Here is a 15,817-nt window from a genome sequence, read left to right on the forward strand (position 1 = left end):
TAGTATTAAATGCAAGAAGGGTGCCAAAATGACCCAATAATTCGAAGGCCCATAAAAAAAACCGGACTGCAGGCTGCATCCGGATTTTTTCCATTCAAATATGCTTTTTAATTTTATATTGCAAGGTCTGCCTTGGAATCTGCAATAGCTTCGATGCCTGGAAAACGTTACCGTTCGTTTGAAGAAGGGCCTCGGTAATCAATTTTGTTTCCATTTCAATCATGGCCTCACGAAGCGGAAGTATTTTTTCAGATGGGGTGCGCTTTTTTAAAGACTGGGGCAAATCTGCAAGGTTCAAAACATCATTCTCCGTATGGTTCATCATGAATTCTACTGTATGTTTAAGCTCCCTTACATTTCCAGGCCAATGATATTCCCGAAAAAAAACCTTTGTCTGCTCATCCATGCCTTTAATGGACAATCCTAATTTACTGTTAAATATTGATATGAAATGTTCAGTAAGAAGCTCTATATCATCAATCCGCTCCCTTAGCGGAGGCAGCTCGTAGCTCAATACGTTCAATCGGTAAAATAAATCGGGCCTTAGCCTGTTATCCGATACCGCCTTTTCCGGATCTATATTCATCGCTGCCATGATCCTCACATCCACCTGTACACTCTTTGTACCTCCTATCCTCCTTATGAACCCATCTTCGAGCACACGCAGAAGCTTTGCCTGCAAGTCAATCGGCATCGATTGCAATTCATCCAAAAACAAGGTTCCACCATTGGCCAATTCAAACAGTCCCTGGCGTTCCACAGCACCAGTGTAGCTTCCTTTAGCCGTACCGAAGAGAAGCGATTCCAATAAATTTTCCGGTAAGGCCGCACAATTTTGCGCGATGAATGGTTCTTTACTGCGGCTCGAACCCTGGTGTATGCTTTGAACAAAAAGCTCTTTTCCTACACCGCTTTCCCCATAAACCAACACCGATGAGGAGGAGCGGGCAGCCTTTTTCCCTTGTGAGATCAGACCTTTAAATCCAGCATCAATAGTCAGGATTTCAATGAAAGAATATAATCCATCGGTTCCGGGCGTTTTCCTTTCAGGACTTTTGATCGTCTTGAGCGAGCTTTCCAGGTCAGCTAACCTTTCAGATAATTGCTTCAAGCTTGAATAATCCTTGGCAATCTCTATAGCGCCTATCATAAACCCATCTACATATATGGGGAGCGTCGTGTTTAACGTCTCAATGATTCGCCCATGTGCATTTACATACGATTGGCTATAGTTGTAGATTGGTTTTTCAGATTTAATGACCCGCAGCAATGTCGATGATTTGTGATTCAAAGAAGGGAAGGCTTCAAGCAACGGTTTCCCAAGCACCTCACTTCTTTTCATCCCATCATGATTGGCCGCCACTTCGTTATAAAAGATGGTCTGTCCTTTTGGATCTATCACATGAATGCCTTCATCAATGGTTTGTAATATTGCTTCCAATACTTCACTTGTATTAAAAAATTCACTTGGCAAGATATCCCTCCTCAAGACCTTCTTGCTAGATGTATATGAGGAAATGCCAAAAACTTGTCATGTACCGCCTAAAATTGAGCATTCAAGTGAAATTTTTCACCCAAAGGTTCATGTCTTCCAGTTTATCGTAAATGTAACAGTTATTGGCCAAACGTCCGCGGTACGAGTATCCATGCTGATGCAATGCAGCATTCATGCCGAATGAGAGCGACCTGGCAATCGAATAAATACAATAAATTCCATGTGAAATAAGATATTCTTCAAGCGCGGAAATCAAGTGTTTCATCAAGCCGTACTGCCGATGTTCCGGCAATGTCGCACAATCGGTGATTTCTGCGTTATGGTAAAAGGAATCAATTTCTGCTGAAGCAGCACTGACAATCCTGTCTTCATGGACATAAATATAAAAAACCGTTCCCTTTTCCATGCACTTTTTCACATATACCGGATCATTCATCGGTGTGGGATACACTTCGAAAACCTCCCCATACAATTGGGCCAGCTGAGGTGCATCGGTAACTTCCGCTTTACGGCCTTGATAGGCTGAAGGCGGATTATCTAATCCGGATTTTATCGGCAGCCTCTGTACATCGGTAAGGATTTGATCTTCCTTTTCCCATTCTGCACTGTTGCGCCTTGCATTCCGGTTATATTTAACAAGGAAGAAACAATCGCTTCCCAAAAAGAATTTATCGATGCTTCCTTCATATAGAAAACCCTGAGCAAGCAATGCCAGAACGTTTTCCTTGCGTGACTTGAAGATGATTTTTTCTGCTGAAATGTCTTTAGCCACCTTTAAAGATTCCTCCACGCATTCTTGAAAATGGCCTAAATAATCATCAATCCTGATTCGCTTATTAAAATGGTCAATCGTAATATGTATGGTGCACCTTGGCTTTTGAATCCTTTTTCCAATGATTCCAGCCTCCATTTGTCCCGCTCCCTTCAAAACTTCGAAATTGTTGCGAAAGGCCTGACCCTTCCTGGAATCAGACCTCCGGAAAAATGATTATTCCTGGTCCACCCCACACCATTCTATCATGGTCAATGCAATGATTTCCGCAACCTCCATCATTTTATCCACCTCTATATATTCGTTCGAATCATGGGCCATCTTCGTTTCCCCTGGTCCAAACACAACTACGGGGGTAGAGCCCACCGATGAAAGATACCCTCCGTCCGTCGCCCAAGGTGACGCTTCGACAAGCGGTTCCTCCCCTACCACTTTTTCATAATATGTGCCAATTGTCTTCATGAGCGGATGATCTATTTCGAGATTGCCAGGCAGCCATCTGGCCCCAAACCATTCTAATTCAATCGGTTTTTCTTTAAACCATGCATCACTCTCATTTAAAGCATCTATTCGCTCCATCAGCGATTTTTGTGCTTCTTCCATGGTTTCTGTCGGGGCGATGCCGAATCTACCTTCCAGAACGGCTGTATCCGGCACGGAGGAAGGCCAATTCCCGCTTTGAATGCTACCTATGTTGATTGGAATGGGGATAGGGACATTTTTATAGAGTGAATGACGGAGTGACTCATTCCGTTCTTGTTCGAGCAACTTGATTTCTTTCATTACACTAACCGCTTTATCTATTGCACTGATCCCTTCATACCTCGTGCCCCCATGTGCAGACTTGCCTTTTATTTTCAGTCGAAACCACATCGAACCTTGCTGTAAAGGGAATAGTTTCATATTTGTAGGCTCCGGAATGATTGCACCATCAGCTTTGTACCCCCGTATGACTGCCGCAAGTGTGCCGGCACCACCGCTTTCCTCTTCAATCACACTCTGGAATATCACATCCCCCTTCAATTTGATTCCGGATTCGACGATCGCTTCAATGGCCAGTAATAAAGATACATTGCCGCCCTTCATGTCCGTCGTTCCCCGCCCGAAAACTTTCCCGTCCATTAACTTGCCGCTATACGGTTCATCGTGCCATGCTGCAAGATCTCCTTCAGGAACTACATCAATATGTCCGTTTAAAATAAGGGATTTCCCCTGGCCCGTTCCTCTTTTAATAGCCACAAGATTCGGATTTCCTTTAAAATCCCGGCGGTTGCAATAAAAATGGGGATGTTTTCTTAATTGTTCATCCCCGATTTCCCAAAGATCTATTTCTAGACCAAGTTGTCTGCACTTCTCGACCACTATGGCTTGTGCACTTCCTTCTTGCCCCCTTTTGCTCGGTTCCTGAACCAGTTTTTGCAAAAGCTGAACCCCATTCATCCGATGTTCATTCAACCATGTTTTTATTTTTTCCTCATACATATCCATTCTCCTCTCTCATTCTTTTAAAATATGGATATTTTCAGAGACGGTAAACGAGGCTTCGGTCCGATTCCTGATTTCCTGAATGCTGGACGTATCAAATACATCAGTTAATAGGAGGCCCTCCGAAGTTACGGAAAACACGCCTAATTCAGTGATGATCATATGTACGCATTTCTTGGCAGTTAACGGTAACGTACATTTTTTGACTAATTTAGACATGCCCGCTTTATCATTATGTTCCATCAAGACAATGACCTTTTTTGCCTTTGCCGCCAGCTCCATGGCACCGCCCATGCCTGGCACCCGCTTTCCCGGGACAATCCAATTAGCGAGATCCCCCGCTTGACTTACTTGAAGGGCTCCCAGAATCGTGATATCCACCCTGCCACGCCGTATCATCCCAAATGCAACAGTACTGTCGCAGTAGGAGGCCCCGGCTCTAATGGTGATCGGCAGTCCGCCTGCATTGCAAAGATGCGCATCTTCCTTCCCCGTTTCAGGAGTATTGCCAATTCCCACAAGGCCATTTTCCGCATGAAACATAACTTTATGGTCATTCAAAAGATGATTTGGAACAAGTGATGGAATGCCAATTCCCAAATTGACCAGCATCCCATCGCTTATTTCTGCTGCTGCGCGTTTCGCTATTCTATTTCTATCTTCTGTTCCCAAACCCATTTCCAATCGACTCCTTTTGATGGAATGATATAATCCACAAAGGCACCCGGAACAATGATGTCCTCTGGATCCAAAGAGCCAAGCGGAACGATTTGCATGGCTTCGACTATAGTGATTTGTCCAGCGGCAGCAACGATTGGATTCGTGTTCCGGGCGCTTTTATCAAATATAAGATTTCCATAAGGATCTGCCATTTCTGCGTAAACAATGGCGATATCTGCAGTTAAAGCCGGTTCCACCAGATAATTTTTCTTCCCTAGTTTTACGGTTTGCTTGCCGTCCCGGACGATATCGGCCTCAATTCCAATATCAGTCAATATACCGCCTAGCCCCATTCCTCCGGCCCGGATGCGTTCGACAAGTGTCCCTTGCGGAGAGAACTCCACTTCGAGTTCTCCATTGTTCATTAATAGTCCTGCATTAGGATTGGAACCGATATGGGATACGATGATCTTTTTCGCCCGGCGTTGCGTGACCAGTTTTCCGATTCCGATATCGGGGAAACCTGTATCGTTCCCAATCAAGGTTAAATCCTTAATGCCTGATTCCAAAATCAGATTGATCAATCCCGGTGGCGTCCCTATGCCACCGAATCCCCCATACATGATGGACTGATGATCTTTAAAGTGATGGCGCACATCCTCCAAACGACAAATCTTCCGGAATGTATTTTCCACCACTATGACTCACTTCCTTGTTGTGATGAACGTTTACCTATCGATTCATTGAATTGCCTAAAAGTTATATCGACCCTCATTAACAATTCAGCACACTCCTCTTCCGATATCGTTAACGGCGGGGAGATGATGATGGCTGCCCCGGTTACACCGTCAAGGCCTGCGGCTGCGGGATAAAGAAGTATTCCATTTCTCATTCCCAATTCAATGATTTCATTGGTCACGTCTGCCTCCTTCGGAAATGGGGCCGATGTTGCTTTATCTTGGACAAACTCGATGCCAATCAATAAACCTTTCCCGCGTATATCACCGATAAAGGAATACTTCCCTGCCAAATTTTTCAGGCCCCTAATCAGGTAATTCCCTCTGTCGGCTGATTTTTCGACAAGTTCATTCCTTTCGACATATTCCAAAACGGCCAAAGATACCGCACACGATAACGGATTAGCACTAAGCGTATGACCTCCTATAATTGATTTCGAGCCTTTCATTATGGGCTCCATCACGTTTTTGGTCATTACTGCGGCTGCTATCGGGGTATACCCTCCACTCATGCCTTTACCAAATGTTACAATATCAGGTTCCACATCCCAATATTCGGAAGCAAGCATCTTTCCGGTACGTCCAAATCCGGTCATTACTTCATCCGCAATGAATAAAATATCATTCTCTTCGCATATTTTCTTGAGTTTTCGAAAATAACCATCAGGAGGAACGATGGCCCCTCCTGCAGCGCCGATAACAGGTTCAGCAATGAATGCAGCTATATTTTCACTGCCAATACGACGAATTGATGCTTCCAATTCCGAAGCACAGGCCATTCCGCACGAATGTGAATCAAGTTGAAGTGGACATCGGTAACAATATGGAGGAGATACAGAAGGATATGATTCAAGCATAGGAGTAAATCGTTCCCGACGAATCGGATGTCCGGACATTGAAAGTGCTCCCATCGTGATGCCATGGTAGCTCATCCATCTCGATATGATTTTCTGTTTCTTTGGCTTCCCTTTTTCCTGCCAATGCTGAATGGCAATTTTCAATGCCGTTTCAGTCGCTTCGGAGCCGCTGTTTACAAAAAAGCTGTAGGTCAGTTCCCCTTTGGTCAATTCTGCAATTTTTCCGGCAAGTTTCTCTGCAGCATCGCTGGTAAATTGGGAACGATACACGAATGAAACCTGTTTAGCCTGTTTGACCATCGCCTCAATGACTTCCTGGACTCCATGGCCAATATTGGCTGTAACAGCACCGGAAGAAGCATCTAGGTAATCCTTTCCATCTTTATCGTACAAAAAAACTCCCTGACCATGACTGATAGTCGGGTAGGCTCCTCCCAGGACCGGTTTGATCAATGAAGACTGCTCCATAAGCCTGCACACTCCTTCTCTTTAAAAACAAAGCAATATAATAAAGTGTATGTCCAGGTGAAGGCAATCTTGCTAAGGAAATTGGCCTAGGCATGTAATCGGATAAGTTTCTTGGTTTCATGAGAGATTGTCAAAAAAATGGCGACAAAAAAAGTGTATCCGCAAGAGATACACTTTTTTCTTACAATACGCTATTTAGTTTTTCTTCACGAATTGACTCCAAAAAACTTTCATCCTTTAAAACAGCCAGCACATTTTTATAAAAAGCAGTTTTATCGATAACTGAAGTATGTACATATTCATACTCTTTTAAAGACGGATGACGCAAAACATTTTTCATGCAGGAATGACAAACTTTTTTAGTTCCTAACTTATAGTAGTTCAAGTTACTTGCATCCCCATTAGAAGTGTCTTCGTTACATACGAAACATGTATGGCTCACTCGGCCTTTTTTATTATACTCGGCCAAAGCCCCTTCTAAACGAATGGATGCTGGAATTGTTAATAACACATAATCACCTTTTCTATTTTAAATCTCTTAGTATTATATCAGAAAAATAAAGAATTTGAACTATTAGACTCATATTCCCTAATAATGCTTGTAAAATAGGACAATTTCCAGGGCTTACAAGAGGAAAGATTCCTAAAATACACCAGAATGCAAAATATATTCATACATATCCGAACAGATTAAGACACCGTCCACTTTTTGAACGGCGTCTTCATAATATGTCATGAAAGGATCTGGATCGTCGCTTTTCCGTTCTTCACCTTCATTACTGCTTTTGAACCAACCGGCACCGTTACAAATGGATGGACATGACCGAAGTTGGCATTTGCGATCACAGGTATGCCATTTATCTCCTTTTTGGAGGTGATGATTTCCTGCAAGGCATATTCAGTCATTCCTGAATCCTTTTGGAAACGGCCGATGACGATTCCTTTAATCCCACTTGCACCTGGCTGATGGAGCAAGGATTGTAAATCCCGGTCAAAACTGAATGGGTGGCTTTCTTCGTCATCTTCTATGAAAAGGATACTGTCCTTTAAAGATGGCATGAACTCTGTCCCTTGTAATAGATTGAGTGTACAAAGATTACCTCCAATGATTGTCCCAGCCGCTTCACCTTCCTGAATGACCATATATCCACCATTCGGGTGGAAAGTTCGGTCATCCTGTTCTAAATGCCAGGAATCATCACTCCACGTTTCACTTGGCTCAAGATAAAAGCCTGCACTTTCAATTACAGCCTTTTTAAAATATTCCATCGTATATTCCAGACCAGCCTTCATCCCGAACGTCGAGAAATGAGGACCTGAATATGTAGTTAAACCTGTTTTATTATAAATGGCCAATAAAATTGCGGTTATATCACTATAACCCATCAACACTTTTGGATTTTCCTTAATCAAATCATAGTCGATATACCGTAACAATTGGTTAGCGTTATACCCCCCGATGGCTGTAAAAATCCCCTTCACATTTGGATCCCTGAACGCCTCATGCAAATCCTCGATCCGGTCTTCGATCGAATTCGAGAAAAAGTCATCATGGAACAAAGCCGTTTCACCATATGTCACTTTAAAACCAAGGTCAGTCAACCTTTCTTCTGCCAATCTGCGTTGTTCCCCTTTGACAATCGCCAAGCTTCTTGAAGGAGCAATTACGCGAATTTCATCCCCTGCTTGTAAACGGGAAGGTTTCATATCTTTATCCCCCTAAATTAATTACATTCTGTCGTTATTTTAGCAGAAATGGTGAACAAAGAAAAACCCAGAACCTTTATGGTATGTCCTTCACACAAGTTATTTTCTTGCAAATTGGCCATGCCGGTATCAGGATTGGAAATAAGATTGGTTATGTATCGCCTGTCCAACTTGGATTTAACCTGCCTTTTCAGTCGACAACCATGGAATTTAAAAAGGTCCACCCACATTCCTTACATAAAGAAAAAACCAGCTTTATCAGCTGGTCTTTAGGTTATTGTATTAGCAGCAGAATGAAGCGCCGATGATAATCAAAAGAATGAACAAGACAACGATTAATGCGAAGCCTGATCCAAATCCGCAGCAACCGCCGCCGCCGCCGTATCCACCGCCACCATAACCGAATCCTGGTCCTGCAACATTTCCACCATATCCGTACATTAAGTTTCACTCCTTTTAGAATTCTTATTTCTCTTTACACCTTACCATATGTCAATACGCCCGCCTTGGTCTGTGCATTTGCCTATTTTTCTGAATTTAAGAAAAAACTTCAAGCAACACCATCTTCACCGTTATTCATTCAATGGCTGTAATACCGCAAGTAACCATGAAAAATGTCAAAAAAAACGTTTCATATTTATTGTGTTACGTTAAAATTGGGATATAATAAGGAAAAACAATTCTTAGCCTCTTTAAGCTATCTCATACCTACATGGATACATAAAAGGCAATACGGGGGAACATAATTGAAAACGAACGCAAAATCCTTCATCCCTTTCGCTGCAATCGCCACGATCCTTCTAATCAGCTATATCCTTCAAAAAGTCCCTAAAACATATGGATCAGATGATTCTATAAATGTTTATCAAAAATTCCAATCAGGCCAGCCCATTCAATATCTCGTCATTGGTGACAGTATCGGAAGAGGGTCGGGAGCTGAAAAGCCTGATCTAACATGGTTCAACCAGTTAGAAAATAAGATGAATGAAGCCAATGATATTTCTTTACACGGTGACTACGTGGTCCAAAGCGGAGCCACTGCTTTTGAAGGCCTATTCAAGCTTTCCCAAAAAAGGGAGCATGATCACAAAGATCTGATTTTCTTCGTTTTTGGTGAGAATGATCGCAAATATATGAATGTCGATGATTTTACCATGACATATGAAGCATTAATGAGAAAGGCGAAACGGCTCCACCCTAATGCTGAATTATTCACAATAACAGAGAGTTCCTTGAAATATGATGAATTTGCGTCAGCCATCGGACTTTTATCCAAACATTACGGTGCAACCAATGTGGATATGCGACCTATATTCAAGGATTCAGGATATACGGAAAAACAGCTGACAAGAGATTTGATTCATCCAAATGGGCTGGGTTATAAATTATATGCTGATGCAATTTATGAACGGTTCCTGGATAACATCAAACGGGAAAAGACTGTAGCAGGCCTTCCATCTAAGCTGCATGCCCGTTCTGGATTTGAATTATCTGAAATTGACCACTATGGAAAAATGAGCGGTTTCCGTCCAAGGGGTGGCTATTTCACTAGCAGTGAAAAGGGCAGTGTGATTGAATATAGCTTCAAAGGAAGTATGCTTGGTGTGAAACTGCTTAGAAGTCCTGATGGCGGGGAAGTGAATGTATGGATTGACGGAAATGAAATCACGACTTTAAATACGTGGTGGCCATTTGCCCGTGAAAGATATTTATTTATCACAAATGGGCTCCGTCCCGGTTCACATACTGTCCGTTTTGAGGTGACTGGCAGGACTAAAGCAATGGAACTTACCACCATTCCATATGTCCGGATCGCGTCCATCATCACAGATTGAATATTACCCAATAAATAACCCCCTATCATTAGCTGATAGGGGGTTTTGCATTCAATCAAACAGCTTTTTGTATTCTCCGTATCCTTCTTTTTCAAGATCTTGGAGCGGGATGAACCTTAATGATGCAGAATTGATGCAATAGCGTAATCCCGACGGTCCCGGCCCATCATTGAAAACATGACCCAGATGAGAATCGGCAGTTTTTGAGCGAACCTCTATCCTTCTCATACCATAACTCGTATCGAGGTTTTCCACTACTTCCTCTTCTTTAAGCGGTTTAGTGAAGCTTGGCCAACCGCAGCCTGAATCGAACTTTTCCTTTGAAGTGAAAAGAGGATTTCCTGAAACGATATCCACATATAATCCTTCCTCCTTCAAGTTCCAATATTCATTGTTAAAGGCTGGTTCCGTTCCATTATTTTGTGTGACTTCATATTGAATCGGAGTGAGTTTCTGTTTTAATTCTTCTTTACTTTTCATTTTTTTCCCCCCAGTGATGTTGTATAAATGCTTTCCTTCCTGAACCAATCGAATATCTTTCATAATGCTCAGGTTGCTTTTTATAATAATGCTGGTGGTATGTCTCGGCTGGATAAAACGTTTTGGCCGGTATAATCGGCGTTACGATCGGTCTTGAAAATTTCCCGCTTGCCTGCAGCTTAGCTTTGGATGCTTCTGCAATTTCACGTTGGTTTTCGTCATGATAAAAAATGGCCGTTTGATAAGAACTTCCCCGGTCATAAAATTGCCCGCCAGCATCTGTCGGGTCAATTTGCTGCCAGAATAACTCGATTATCTCCTCATATGGATATACGCTTGGATCAAAGGTTATTTGAACTGCTTCATAATGGCCAGTGGTTTCAGAGCAAACTTCTTTGTACGTAGGGTTTTCCGTAGTCCCGCCCGTATAGCCGGAGATAACGGATTCGATGCCAGGCTGTTCATCGAACGGTTTCACCATGCACCAGAAACATCCGCCTGCGAATGTTGCCTTCTCTAACTGCTTTGTCAAATGAAAATCCTCCTTTTTTACAAACAATCCATTGAATGAATTTTAACGCTTTTATATGACCCTGTAAAATAATATGCCGATCGACCCTTTTTAAGAAAAATCGTCTCTCCTCTTTTTAAACGGGAGACACACGCCCAAGCATGACAACATATAATAATAACATACTGGAAAAATGAGAGGTGTCGGAAATGAGCGATAAACAATCATATTCACAAAAATCTCTAAGATATGATTTACTATCGTCTTATTACAAAAACAGCGATCCGCAATTGCATGATTATTATTACCATAAACATTTGAAAAGTCTCGAAAAATCAACACAACAATTGGAATATGAACAAATGAATGCCCTGCTGCCTGCACAAGTACGCTTTTTACATGCTGCTCCAACAGCTCCCTCATTTGATGTTTATGTAAATGAAATGCGTATTCTTAAAAATTTCTCATATAAAGAGAACAATGGTTATTTACCACTCCCCCCTGGCAAGTACCCATTGGAAATATACTGCAGCGGACAAAGCGCCTTACCCCTTTTAAGCTGTAAAGTGACACTCGAAAGCGGGACTTTCTATACCATTGCTCTTGCATCTGCCCTGGCTAATGAATCATTGAACATGTTATCTTTCGAAGATGATCCATTTGTTCCTCCAAATGAAGCAAAGGTACGATTCATCCAGCTTTCACATGATTTACTCTCGGTGGATATTGCCGTCAAAAATGGAGATGTCGTTTTTGATCAACTCCATTTCAGGAAAGCAAGCGAATATCTTAATATACATCCCATGATAGTAGACTTCGAAGTGCGGATAGCTGGGACAAAAGAGATCGCACTCCCTTTGCCAAACAAAGCCTTCCAAGTAAATACTCCCACAACCATTTATTTAATTGGTTCGAATCGGCAGTCATCCTCACTAGAAACCTTAACGCTATCTCCATAAATGGATAAAAAACCAGGATGCATCGATCCTGGTTTTTTATCCATCTATTCACTATCACTGTAATGATGATGGGATGGTCAATAAAAATGAAATATCATCATTTTTTAGATCGAATTCATTCGCCTTAACCCTAATATCGCTTTTCAGTTCCATATCCTGTAATGACACATAAATACTTTCGTCATTGGGACTGATGCTAACCCAATCCGGCATATTATAACGCTCATTAATTAAATTCATTACATATGAAACAGGAAGGTTCATTTTACCGACTTCAATTGATTTTTGCTTAAGAATCAAATCCCCATTCTTTTGGGCAATTGGTTCAAAAGTCAATTTCATTTCCACTTCACGGTTGAAAAATGGCATTGTTCCGTATAGCTCCACCTCATCCGTTAAATACACTTCGTAGTGAATGGATCCCGTCAACCCCTCTTTATCCAGATACTGGTTGATTAATCTTGTCAAATCTTCCCGATTCGTGTGAATTTGAAATTGGATATCTTCTTCATGGCTTACTTTGGGTATCAGATCTTTATCTTTAGTCGGCAGATTAACTAAAATCGTTACAAACAAGATGACCAGGATGTTTAGGGCTAATAGGGAAATAAACAAAGTCTTCCATTTGACATTTGTCATTCTTGGTCATCATCTCCTTTGGCACTCGCTTCCAATGTGTCCTTTCCGATAGTGGTAATATCCATATCATTATAGATTCTTGTCGCGATTAATTCATATCCGCGGTCATTTGGGTGAAAATAATCCTCGGCATACAGCAAATCTTCTTCGGAATTCTCGAAAATGTCTGCTATTTCAATAAAATAGGCTGAATCATATTCTTCAATGATCTCTTTTCCACTTTCATTCCAATCATTCATGATCATATCAAGTTCATAAAAATCTCCGAACCATTTGGAAAATGGATTATAGACGCCTACAAGGTAAATTTGCGCAGAATCATTTTCGGAACGAACCTTATCAAGTATCTGCCTTAATCTTTTTTCATACCCTATTTTTGCCGATTCAAACTGATTCAGCTCCAAGTTGGAGAAATTCTGTTTAAAGACCTTCATGATATCATTTCCACCGATTGTGACGACAATCGAGTCAGCTTGCTTTATGTCTTCTTTAATCCTAGTCTTATCCAGTCTTTTCAATAGTTGGTCGGTCCTATTTCCACGTATGCCATGATTAATCATCTCAACTGAAGTAATCGATGGTTCTTTTTCCAGCTTATTTTGTAAATAAGGCAGATACCCGCCATTATCTTTACTATCACCGACACCTTGAGTCAAGGAGTCGCCAATCGATACGATTTTCACTGGGTCCGGAAAAAAGCTGGCAGGAATGGTTTCCTTTTTACTCAGCTCAACTATGCTTTTCTGCTGAACAGATGGCTGATTTGAGGCTGTTTCACTTTGGCTGCAGCCTGAAATCCAAACTAGGCATATGAAAAGACAGGTGATTTTGTACCTCATGACCCTCACCTTCCTACCCATATATTATATCATGCAGAAAACGAAAGATTGCAAACAATATACCTTCATTGTACTTCCGGAATTGAGCATTCCTTACTATACAATATGAAAAATGCAGTGAATTAAAGCTAGTCCTATAAAAATTAGCATGTACTGAGCATGTAAAATCATTCTTTACTACCGCTGTTTCTTCAAAAACTTATTGCTCATTTTCATTAACGTTAAAGCTCTATAATAAAGGATGGATGAAAACAGAAAGAACAGGTCATTTAACCTGTTCAATAATTCTGTAAAATTTTAATATGCTTAATGATTTCATCAAACGGAATATCCTGCAGACCTGTATAATCCATGATGATCTTTCCCTCTTGATCAATCAGAAAAAAACTGGTCCCATGAATCACCTGATCTTCTGCTTCTGGTTTTTTGACAATTGTTTTAAAGTTATCCAATGCAAACTGCTCGATTTCTTCCTGTCCATAACCGGTCAGAAAGTGCCAGTTGCCGTAATCCACATTAAATTGGTCACCAAACTTTTTTAAAACATCAGGTTTGTCAATTTCCGGGTCCACTGAAAATGAAACGAACTCTACATCTTTAATACCTTCATCTTTCAATTGCTGCTGCAGCTTCGTCATATTCGAAGTCATTGGGAGACAGACCGTCTCACAGCTTGTGAATATAAAATCAGCTACCCAAACCTTTCCTTTTAGATCGCTTTTTGAGAAAGGTTTCCCCTCCTGATCGATATAACTGAAATCTTCAAGGTCCCAATTTTTGGCATCAGGTACTCCAGTGGAACCGCATGCTGTCAACAGCAATAAAATCGATGCTCCCATAGCTGCCATAAGCAATTGCAGCTTTCTCATCTCTACCCCGTCCTTTATGTATAAAATATTCTGTTACTTCATTTATTCTAACAGACCATTCGAAATGAGAACAGCAACTATTTCTACGAATTAAAGGCAATTGTAAAAGTGACAAAACCGCAGTTTCATATGGTATATCCTTATCAGTCCCAATAATACATGATCGCCATGGCGCCTTCACCTGTATGGGTACTGACAACGGCAGTCGTTGCTTCTATCTTTATGTCTTGATATCCTGTTAAGTCTGCAATGGCGTGGCGGACTTTATCCGCTATTTCAAGGCCATTCGCATGTACAAAACCAATGCCTCTAATCTTTTTGCCCTGAGTATCTTCTTTGAATTTCTTGATGATGAACTTCACGACCTGTGACTGGCTCCTAGCTTTGGATACAGGATTCAGTACACCATCATCAAGAAGTGCAATCGGCTTTATGTGCAGCAATGAACCGATAAAAGCAGAAACTTTGCCAATCCTTCCACCCTTAACGAGGTTATCAAGTGTTTCTATGACAATGATTAAACTTGACTGCTTTTTAATATGTTCCAGTCGATCAATTATTTCAGCTACGGATTTCCCTTCCTTCGCCATCTTCGCTGCCTCGATCACCTGGAATGACATCGCTTTTGAAATGAATTTCGAATCAAGAACGGTAACCTTCGTTTCGGACATGGTTGCTGCGCTTTCCGCTGAGCGAACTGTGCCGCTCATGCCACCTGTCATATGTATGGATATAATCTCGCTGCCGTCTTTTCCTAGTTCATCATATACCTCCACAAAGGTACCTACGGCTGGTTGTGAGCTTTTTGGCAGTTCTTTTGACTGGTTCATTCTTTTCAGGAATTCTTCTTGTTCGATTTCAACCTTATCCAAAAAAGTCTCCCCATCTATAAAAATCGATAAAGGGACCATTGTAATATCATAAAATTCCAGTTCCTCAGGTGTCATATCTACTGTCGAGTCTGTTACTATCTTTACTTTATTCATCATTACACATCCCTAAATTAACATATCTATTGTATTATACCTATTCAAGGTACGCATTCAAACCAAAGGTTTTCTTTTTTTTCAAGTGAAGTGATACTAGTCTTTTGAAATGATCGCAAAAAAAAAGACCGTCCCATGAGCTAACTTGAACACATGCCGATTTATTCGATATTACATGGCATTCGTGTCATCTCTTTTAACGGAGAAGTTAGCTATGGAACAATCCGCATTAAGCATTATTTAGTAAACTTCCAAAAAAAAGCTTGTTATAAACGGGCCATTTGAGTACGGATGCTAAATAATGCTTAAATGAGTAATTTTCTTTATGATCTTTATTGGCAAAAACCTTCTTTACAAATACTTCCAAACGCACGGTCAACATAAAAAAATTCGGATCACTAGGCAGTAAGACAGGTATTTCTGAAATTGTGACCTTATGTCCAAAACAATCTTTGAATTCCAAGCATTTGAACATCAAAATATCAATCCTCATTTTTCACCGATTGCTTACATTATAC

General features: G+C 41.1%; 18 protein-coding genes. 2 read left to right on the forward strand and 16 right to left on the reverse strand.

Features of this window, described 5'->3' with window-relative positions; genetic code table 11:
• Positions 1–94: 94 nt before the first annotated feature.
• The 9 genes from ABOA58_RS15855 to ABOA58_RS15895 all read right to left on the reverse strand — a co-directional run bounded on the left by ABOA58_RS15855 (position 95) and on the right by ABOA58_RS15895 (position 8,622).
• Positions 95–1,474 carry a sigma-54 interaction domain-containing protein gene (locus ABOA58_RS15855; protein ID WP_350299153.1) on the reverse strand — a complete coding sequence of 460 codons (1,380 nt, stop codon included), beginning with the start codon at positions 1,472–1,474 and terminating at the stop codon, positions 95–97.
• 82 nt (positions 1,475–1,556) lie between these two features.
• The gene (gene ablB, locus ABOA58_RS15860; RefSeq protein WP_350299154.1) at positions 1,557–2,405 is read right to left on the reverse strand and encodes a putative beta-lysine N-acetyltransferase; all 849 of its coding nucleotides are present in this window, start codon (positions 2,403–2,405) and stop codon (positions 1,557–1,559) included.
• A 78-nt stretch (positions 2,406–2,483) separates the two neighbouring features.
• A complete protein-coding gene (locus ABOA58_RS15865) occupies positions 2,484–3,755 on the reverse strand; it encodes a peptidase (protein ID WP_350299155.1) in 1,272 nt (423 codons plus the stop codon).
• A 9-nt stretch (positions 3,756–3,764) separates the two neighbouring features.
• On the reverse strand, positions 3,765–4,430 hold the full coding sequence (locus ABOA58_RS15870; protein ID WP_350299156.1) for a 3-oxoacid CoA-transferase subunit B: 666 nt from the start codon (positions 4,428–4,430) through the stop codon (positions 3,765–3,767).
• Positions 4,397–5,035: a CoA transferase subunit A gene (locus ABOA58_RS15875; RefSeq protein WP_230175994.1), complete on the reverse strand. Its 639-nt coding sequence runs from the start codon at positions 5,033–5,035 to the stop codon at positions 4,397–4,399. The genes ABOA58_RS15870 and ABOA58_RS15875 overlap by 34 nt, the downstream gene beginning before the upstream one ends.
• A gap of 74 nt (positions 5,036–5,109) precedes the next feature.
• Positions 5,110–6,474, reverse strand: coding sequence for an aspartate aminotransferase family protein (locus ABOA58_RS15880; protein WP_350299157.1), 1,365 nt, complete (start codon positions 6,472–6,474; stop codon positions 5,110–5,112).
• A 181-nt stretch (positions 6,475–6,655) separates the two neighbouring features.
• On the reverse strand, positions 6,656–6,985 hold the full coding sequence (locus ABOA58_RS15885; protein WP_089364046.1) for a hypothetical protein: 330 nt from the start codon (positions 6,983–6,985) through the stop codon (positions 6,656–6,658).
• A gap of 221 nt (positions 6,986–7,206) precedes the next feature.
• The gene (locus ABOA58_RS15890) at positions 7,207–8,181 is read right to left on the reverse strand and encodes a S66 family peptidase (protein ID WP_350299158.1); all 975 of its coding nucleotides are present in this window, start codon (positions 8,179–8,181) and stop codon (positions 7,207–7,209) included.
• A 282-nt stretch (positions 8,182–8,463) separates the two neighbouring features.
• The gene (locus ABOA58_RS15895; RefSeq protein ID WP_101225277.1) at positions 8,464–8,622 is read right to left on the reverse strand and encodes a YjcZ family sporulation protein; all 159 of its coding nucleotides are present in this window, start codon (positions 8,620–8,622) and stop codon (positions 8,464–8,466) included.
• Between the two features lie 305 nt (positions 8,623–8,927).
• On the opposite strand from ABOA58_RS15895, the gene ABOA58_RS15900 reads away from it, so the two are divergent.
• On the forward strand, positions 8,928–10,016 hold the full coding sequence (locus tag ABOA58_RS15900) for a GDSL-type esterase/lipase family protein (protein ID WP_350299159.1): 1,089 nt from the start codon (positions 8,928–8,930) through the stop codon (positions 10,014–10,016).
• 51 nt (positions 10,017–10,067) lie between these two features.
• Here ABOA58_RS15900 and msrB read toward each other — a convergent pair whose 3' ends face one another.
• Together msrB and msrA are read right to left on the reverse strand one after the other, a co-directional pair.
• On the reverse strand, positions 10,068–10,496 hold the full coding sequence (msrB, locus tag ABOA58_RS15905) for a peptide-methionine (R)-S-oxide reductase MsrB (RefSeq protein WP_101225279.1): 429 nt from the start codon (positions 10,494–10,496) through the stop codon (positions 10,068–10,070).
• Positions 10,486–11,028: a peptide-methionine (S)-S-oxide reductase MsrA gene (msrA, locus tag ABOA58_RS15910; protein WP_350299160.1), complete on the reverse strand. Its 543-nt coding sequence runs from the start codon at positions 11,026–11,028 to the stop codon at positions 10,486–10,488. The genes msrB and msrA overlap by 11 nt, the downstream gene beginning before the upstream one ends.
• Before the next feature lie 188 nt (positions 11,029–11,216).
• On the opposite strand from msrA, the gene ABOA58_RS15915 reads away from it, so the two are divergent.
• Positions 11,217–11,966 (forward strand): DUF4397 domain-containing protein, encoded by a 750-nt coding sequence (locus ABOA58_RS15915; RefSeq protein ID WP_350299161.1) that lies wholly within the window; start codon positions 11,217–11,219, stop codon positions 11,964–11,966.
• A gap of 54 nt (positions 11,967–12,020) precedes the next feature.
• On the opposite strand, the gene ABOA58_RS15920 is transcribed toward ABOA58_RS15915, so the two are convergent.
• From ABOA58_RS15920 to ABOA58_RS15940, 5 genes are all read right to left on the reverse strand, one after another.
• Positions 12,021–12,605, reverse strand: coding sequence for a YpmS family protein (locus ABOA58_RS15920; protein WP_350299162.1), 585 nt, complete (start codon positions 12,603–12,605; stop codon positions 12,021–12,023).
• The gene (locus ABOA58_RS15925) at positions 12,602–13,444 is read right to left on the reverse strand and encodes an SGNH/GDSL hydrolase family protein (RefSeq protein ID WP_350299163.1); all 843 of its coding nucleotides are present in this window, start codon (positions 13,442–13,444) and stop codon (positions 12,602–12,604) included. Before ABOA58_RS15925 ends, ABOA58_RS15920 begins: the two co-directional genes overlap by 4 nt.
• A gap of 278 nt (positions 13,445–13,722) precedes the next feature.
• Positions 13,723–14,313: an SCO family protein gene (locus ABOA58_RS15930; protein ID WP_350299164.1), complete on the reverse strand. Its 591-nt coding sequence runs from the start codon at positions 14,311–14,313 to the stop codon at positions 13,723–13,725.
• Positions 14,314–14,456: 143 nt separating this feature from the next.
• Positions 14,457–15,299: a DegV family protein gene (locus ABOA58_RS15935; protein WP_350302891.1), complete on the reverse strand. Its 843-nt coding sequence runs from the start codon at positions 15,297–15,299 to the stop codon at positions 14,457–14,459.
• A 229-nt stretch (positions 15,300–15,528) separates the two neighbouring features.
• Complete coding sequence (locus ABOA58_RS15940) at positions 15,529–15,792, reverse strand: DUF2535 family protein (protein ID WP_306804680.1); 264 nt, start codon at positions 15,790–15,792, stop codon at positions 15,529–15,531.
• Between the last annotated feature and the right edge of the window lie 25 nt (positions 15,793–15,817).

It is taken from the genome of Peribacillus frigoritolerans (assembly GCF_040250305.1).
In the GTDB taxonomy this organism is placed as follows: domain Bacteria; phylum Bacillota; class Bacilli; order Bacillales; family DSM-1321; genus Peribacillus.

What these genes read in the sequence shown, in the direction of transcription:
- ablB (WP_350299154.1), bottom strand. Translation starts at nt 2,405, where the DNA reads ATGGAGGCTGGAATCATTGGAAAAAGGATTCAAAAGCCAAGGTGCACC.
- ABOA58_RS15865 (WP_350299155.1), bottom strand. Translation starts at nt 3,755, where the DNA reads ATGGATATGTATGAGGAAAAAATAAAAACATGGTTGAATGAACATCGG.
- ABOA58_RS15870 (WP_350299156.1), bottom strand. Translation starts at nt 4,430, where the DNA reads ATGGGTTTGGGAACAGAAGATAGAAATAGAATAGCGAAACGCGCAGCA.
- ABOA58_RS15875 (WP_230175994.1), bottom strand. Translation starts at nt 5,035, where the DNA reads ATGTATGGGGGATTCGGTGGCATAGGGACGCCACCGGGATTGATCAAT.
- ABOA58_RS15880 (WP_350299157.1), bottom strand. Translation starts at nt 6,474, where the DNA reads ATGGAGCAGTCTTCATTGATCAAACCGGTCCTGGGAGGAGCCTACCCG.
- ABOA58_RS15890 (WP_350299158.1), bottom strand. Translation starts at nt 8,181, where the DNA reads ATGAAACCTTCCCGTTTACAAGCAGGGGATGAAATTCGCGTAATTGCT.
- ABOA58_RS15895 (WP_101225277.1), bottom strand. Translation starts at nt 8,622, where the DNA reads ATGTACGGATATGGTGGAAATGTTGCAGGACCAGGATTCGGTTATGGT.
- msrB (WP_101225279.1), bottom strand. Translation starts at nt 10,496, where the DNA reads ATGAAAAGTAAAGAAGAATTAAAACAGAAACTCACTCCGATTCAATAT.
- ABOA58_RS15915 (WP_350299161.1), top strand. Translation starts at nt 11,217, where the DNA reads ATGAGCGATAAACAATCATATTCACAAAAATCTCTAAGATATGATTTA.
- ABOA58_RS15920 (WP_350299162.1), bottom strand. Translation starts at nt 12,605, where the DNA reads ATGACAAATGTCAAATGGAAGACTTTGTTTATTTCCCTATTAGCCCTA.
- ABOA58_RS15925 (WP_350299163.1), bottom strand. Translation starts at nt 13,444, where the DNA reads ATGAGGTACAAAATCACCTGTCTTTTCATATGCCTAGTTTGGATTTCA.
- ABOA58_RS15930 (WP_350299164.1), bottom strand. Translation starts at nt 14,313, where the DNA reads ATGAGAAAGCTGCAATTGCTTATGGCAGCTATGGGAGCATCGATTTTA.
- ABOA58_RS15935 (WP_350302891.1), bottom strand. Translation starts at nt 15,299, where the DNA reads ATGAATAAAGTAAAGATAGTAACAGACTCGACAGTAGATATGACACCT.
- ABOA58_RS15940 (WP_306804680.1), bottom strand. Translation starts at nt 15,792, where the DNA reads ATGAGGATTGATATTTTGATGTTCAAATGCTTGGAATTCAAAGATTGT.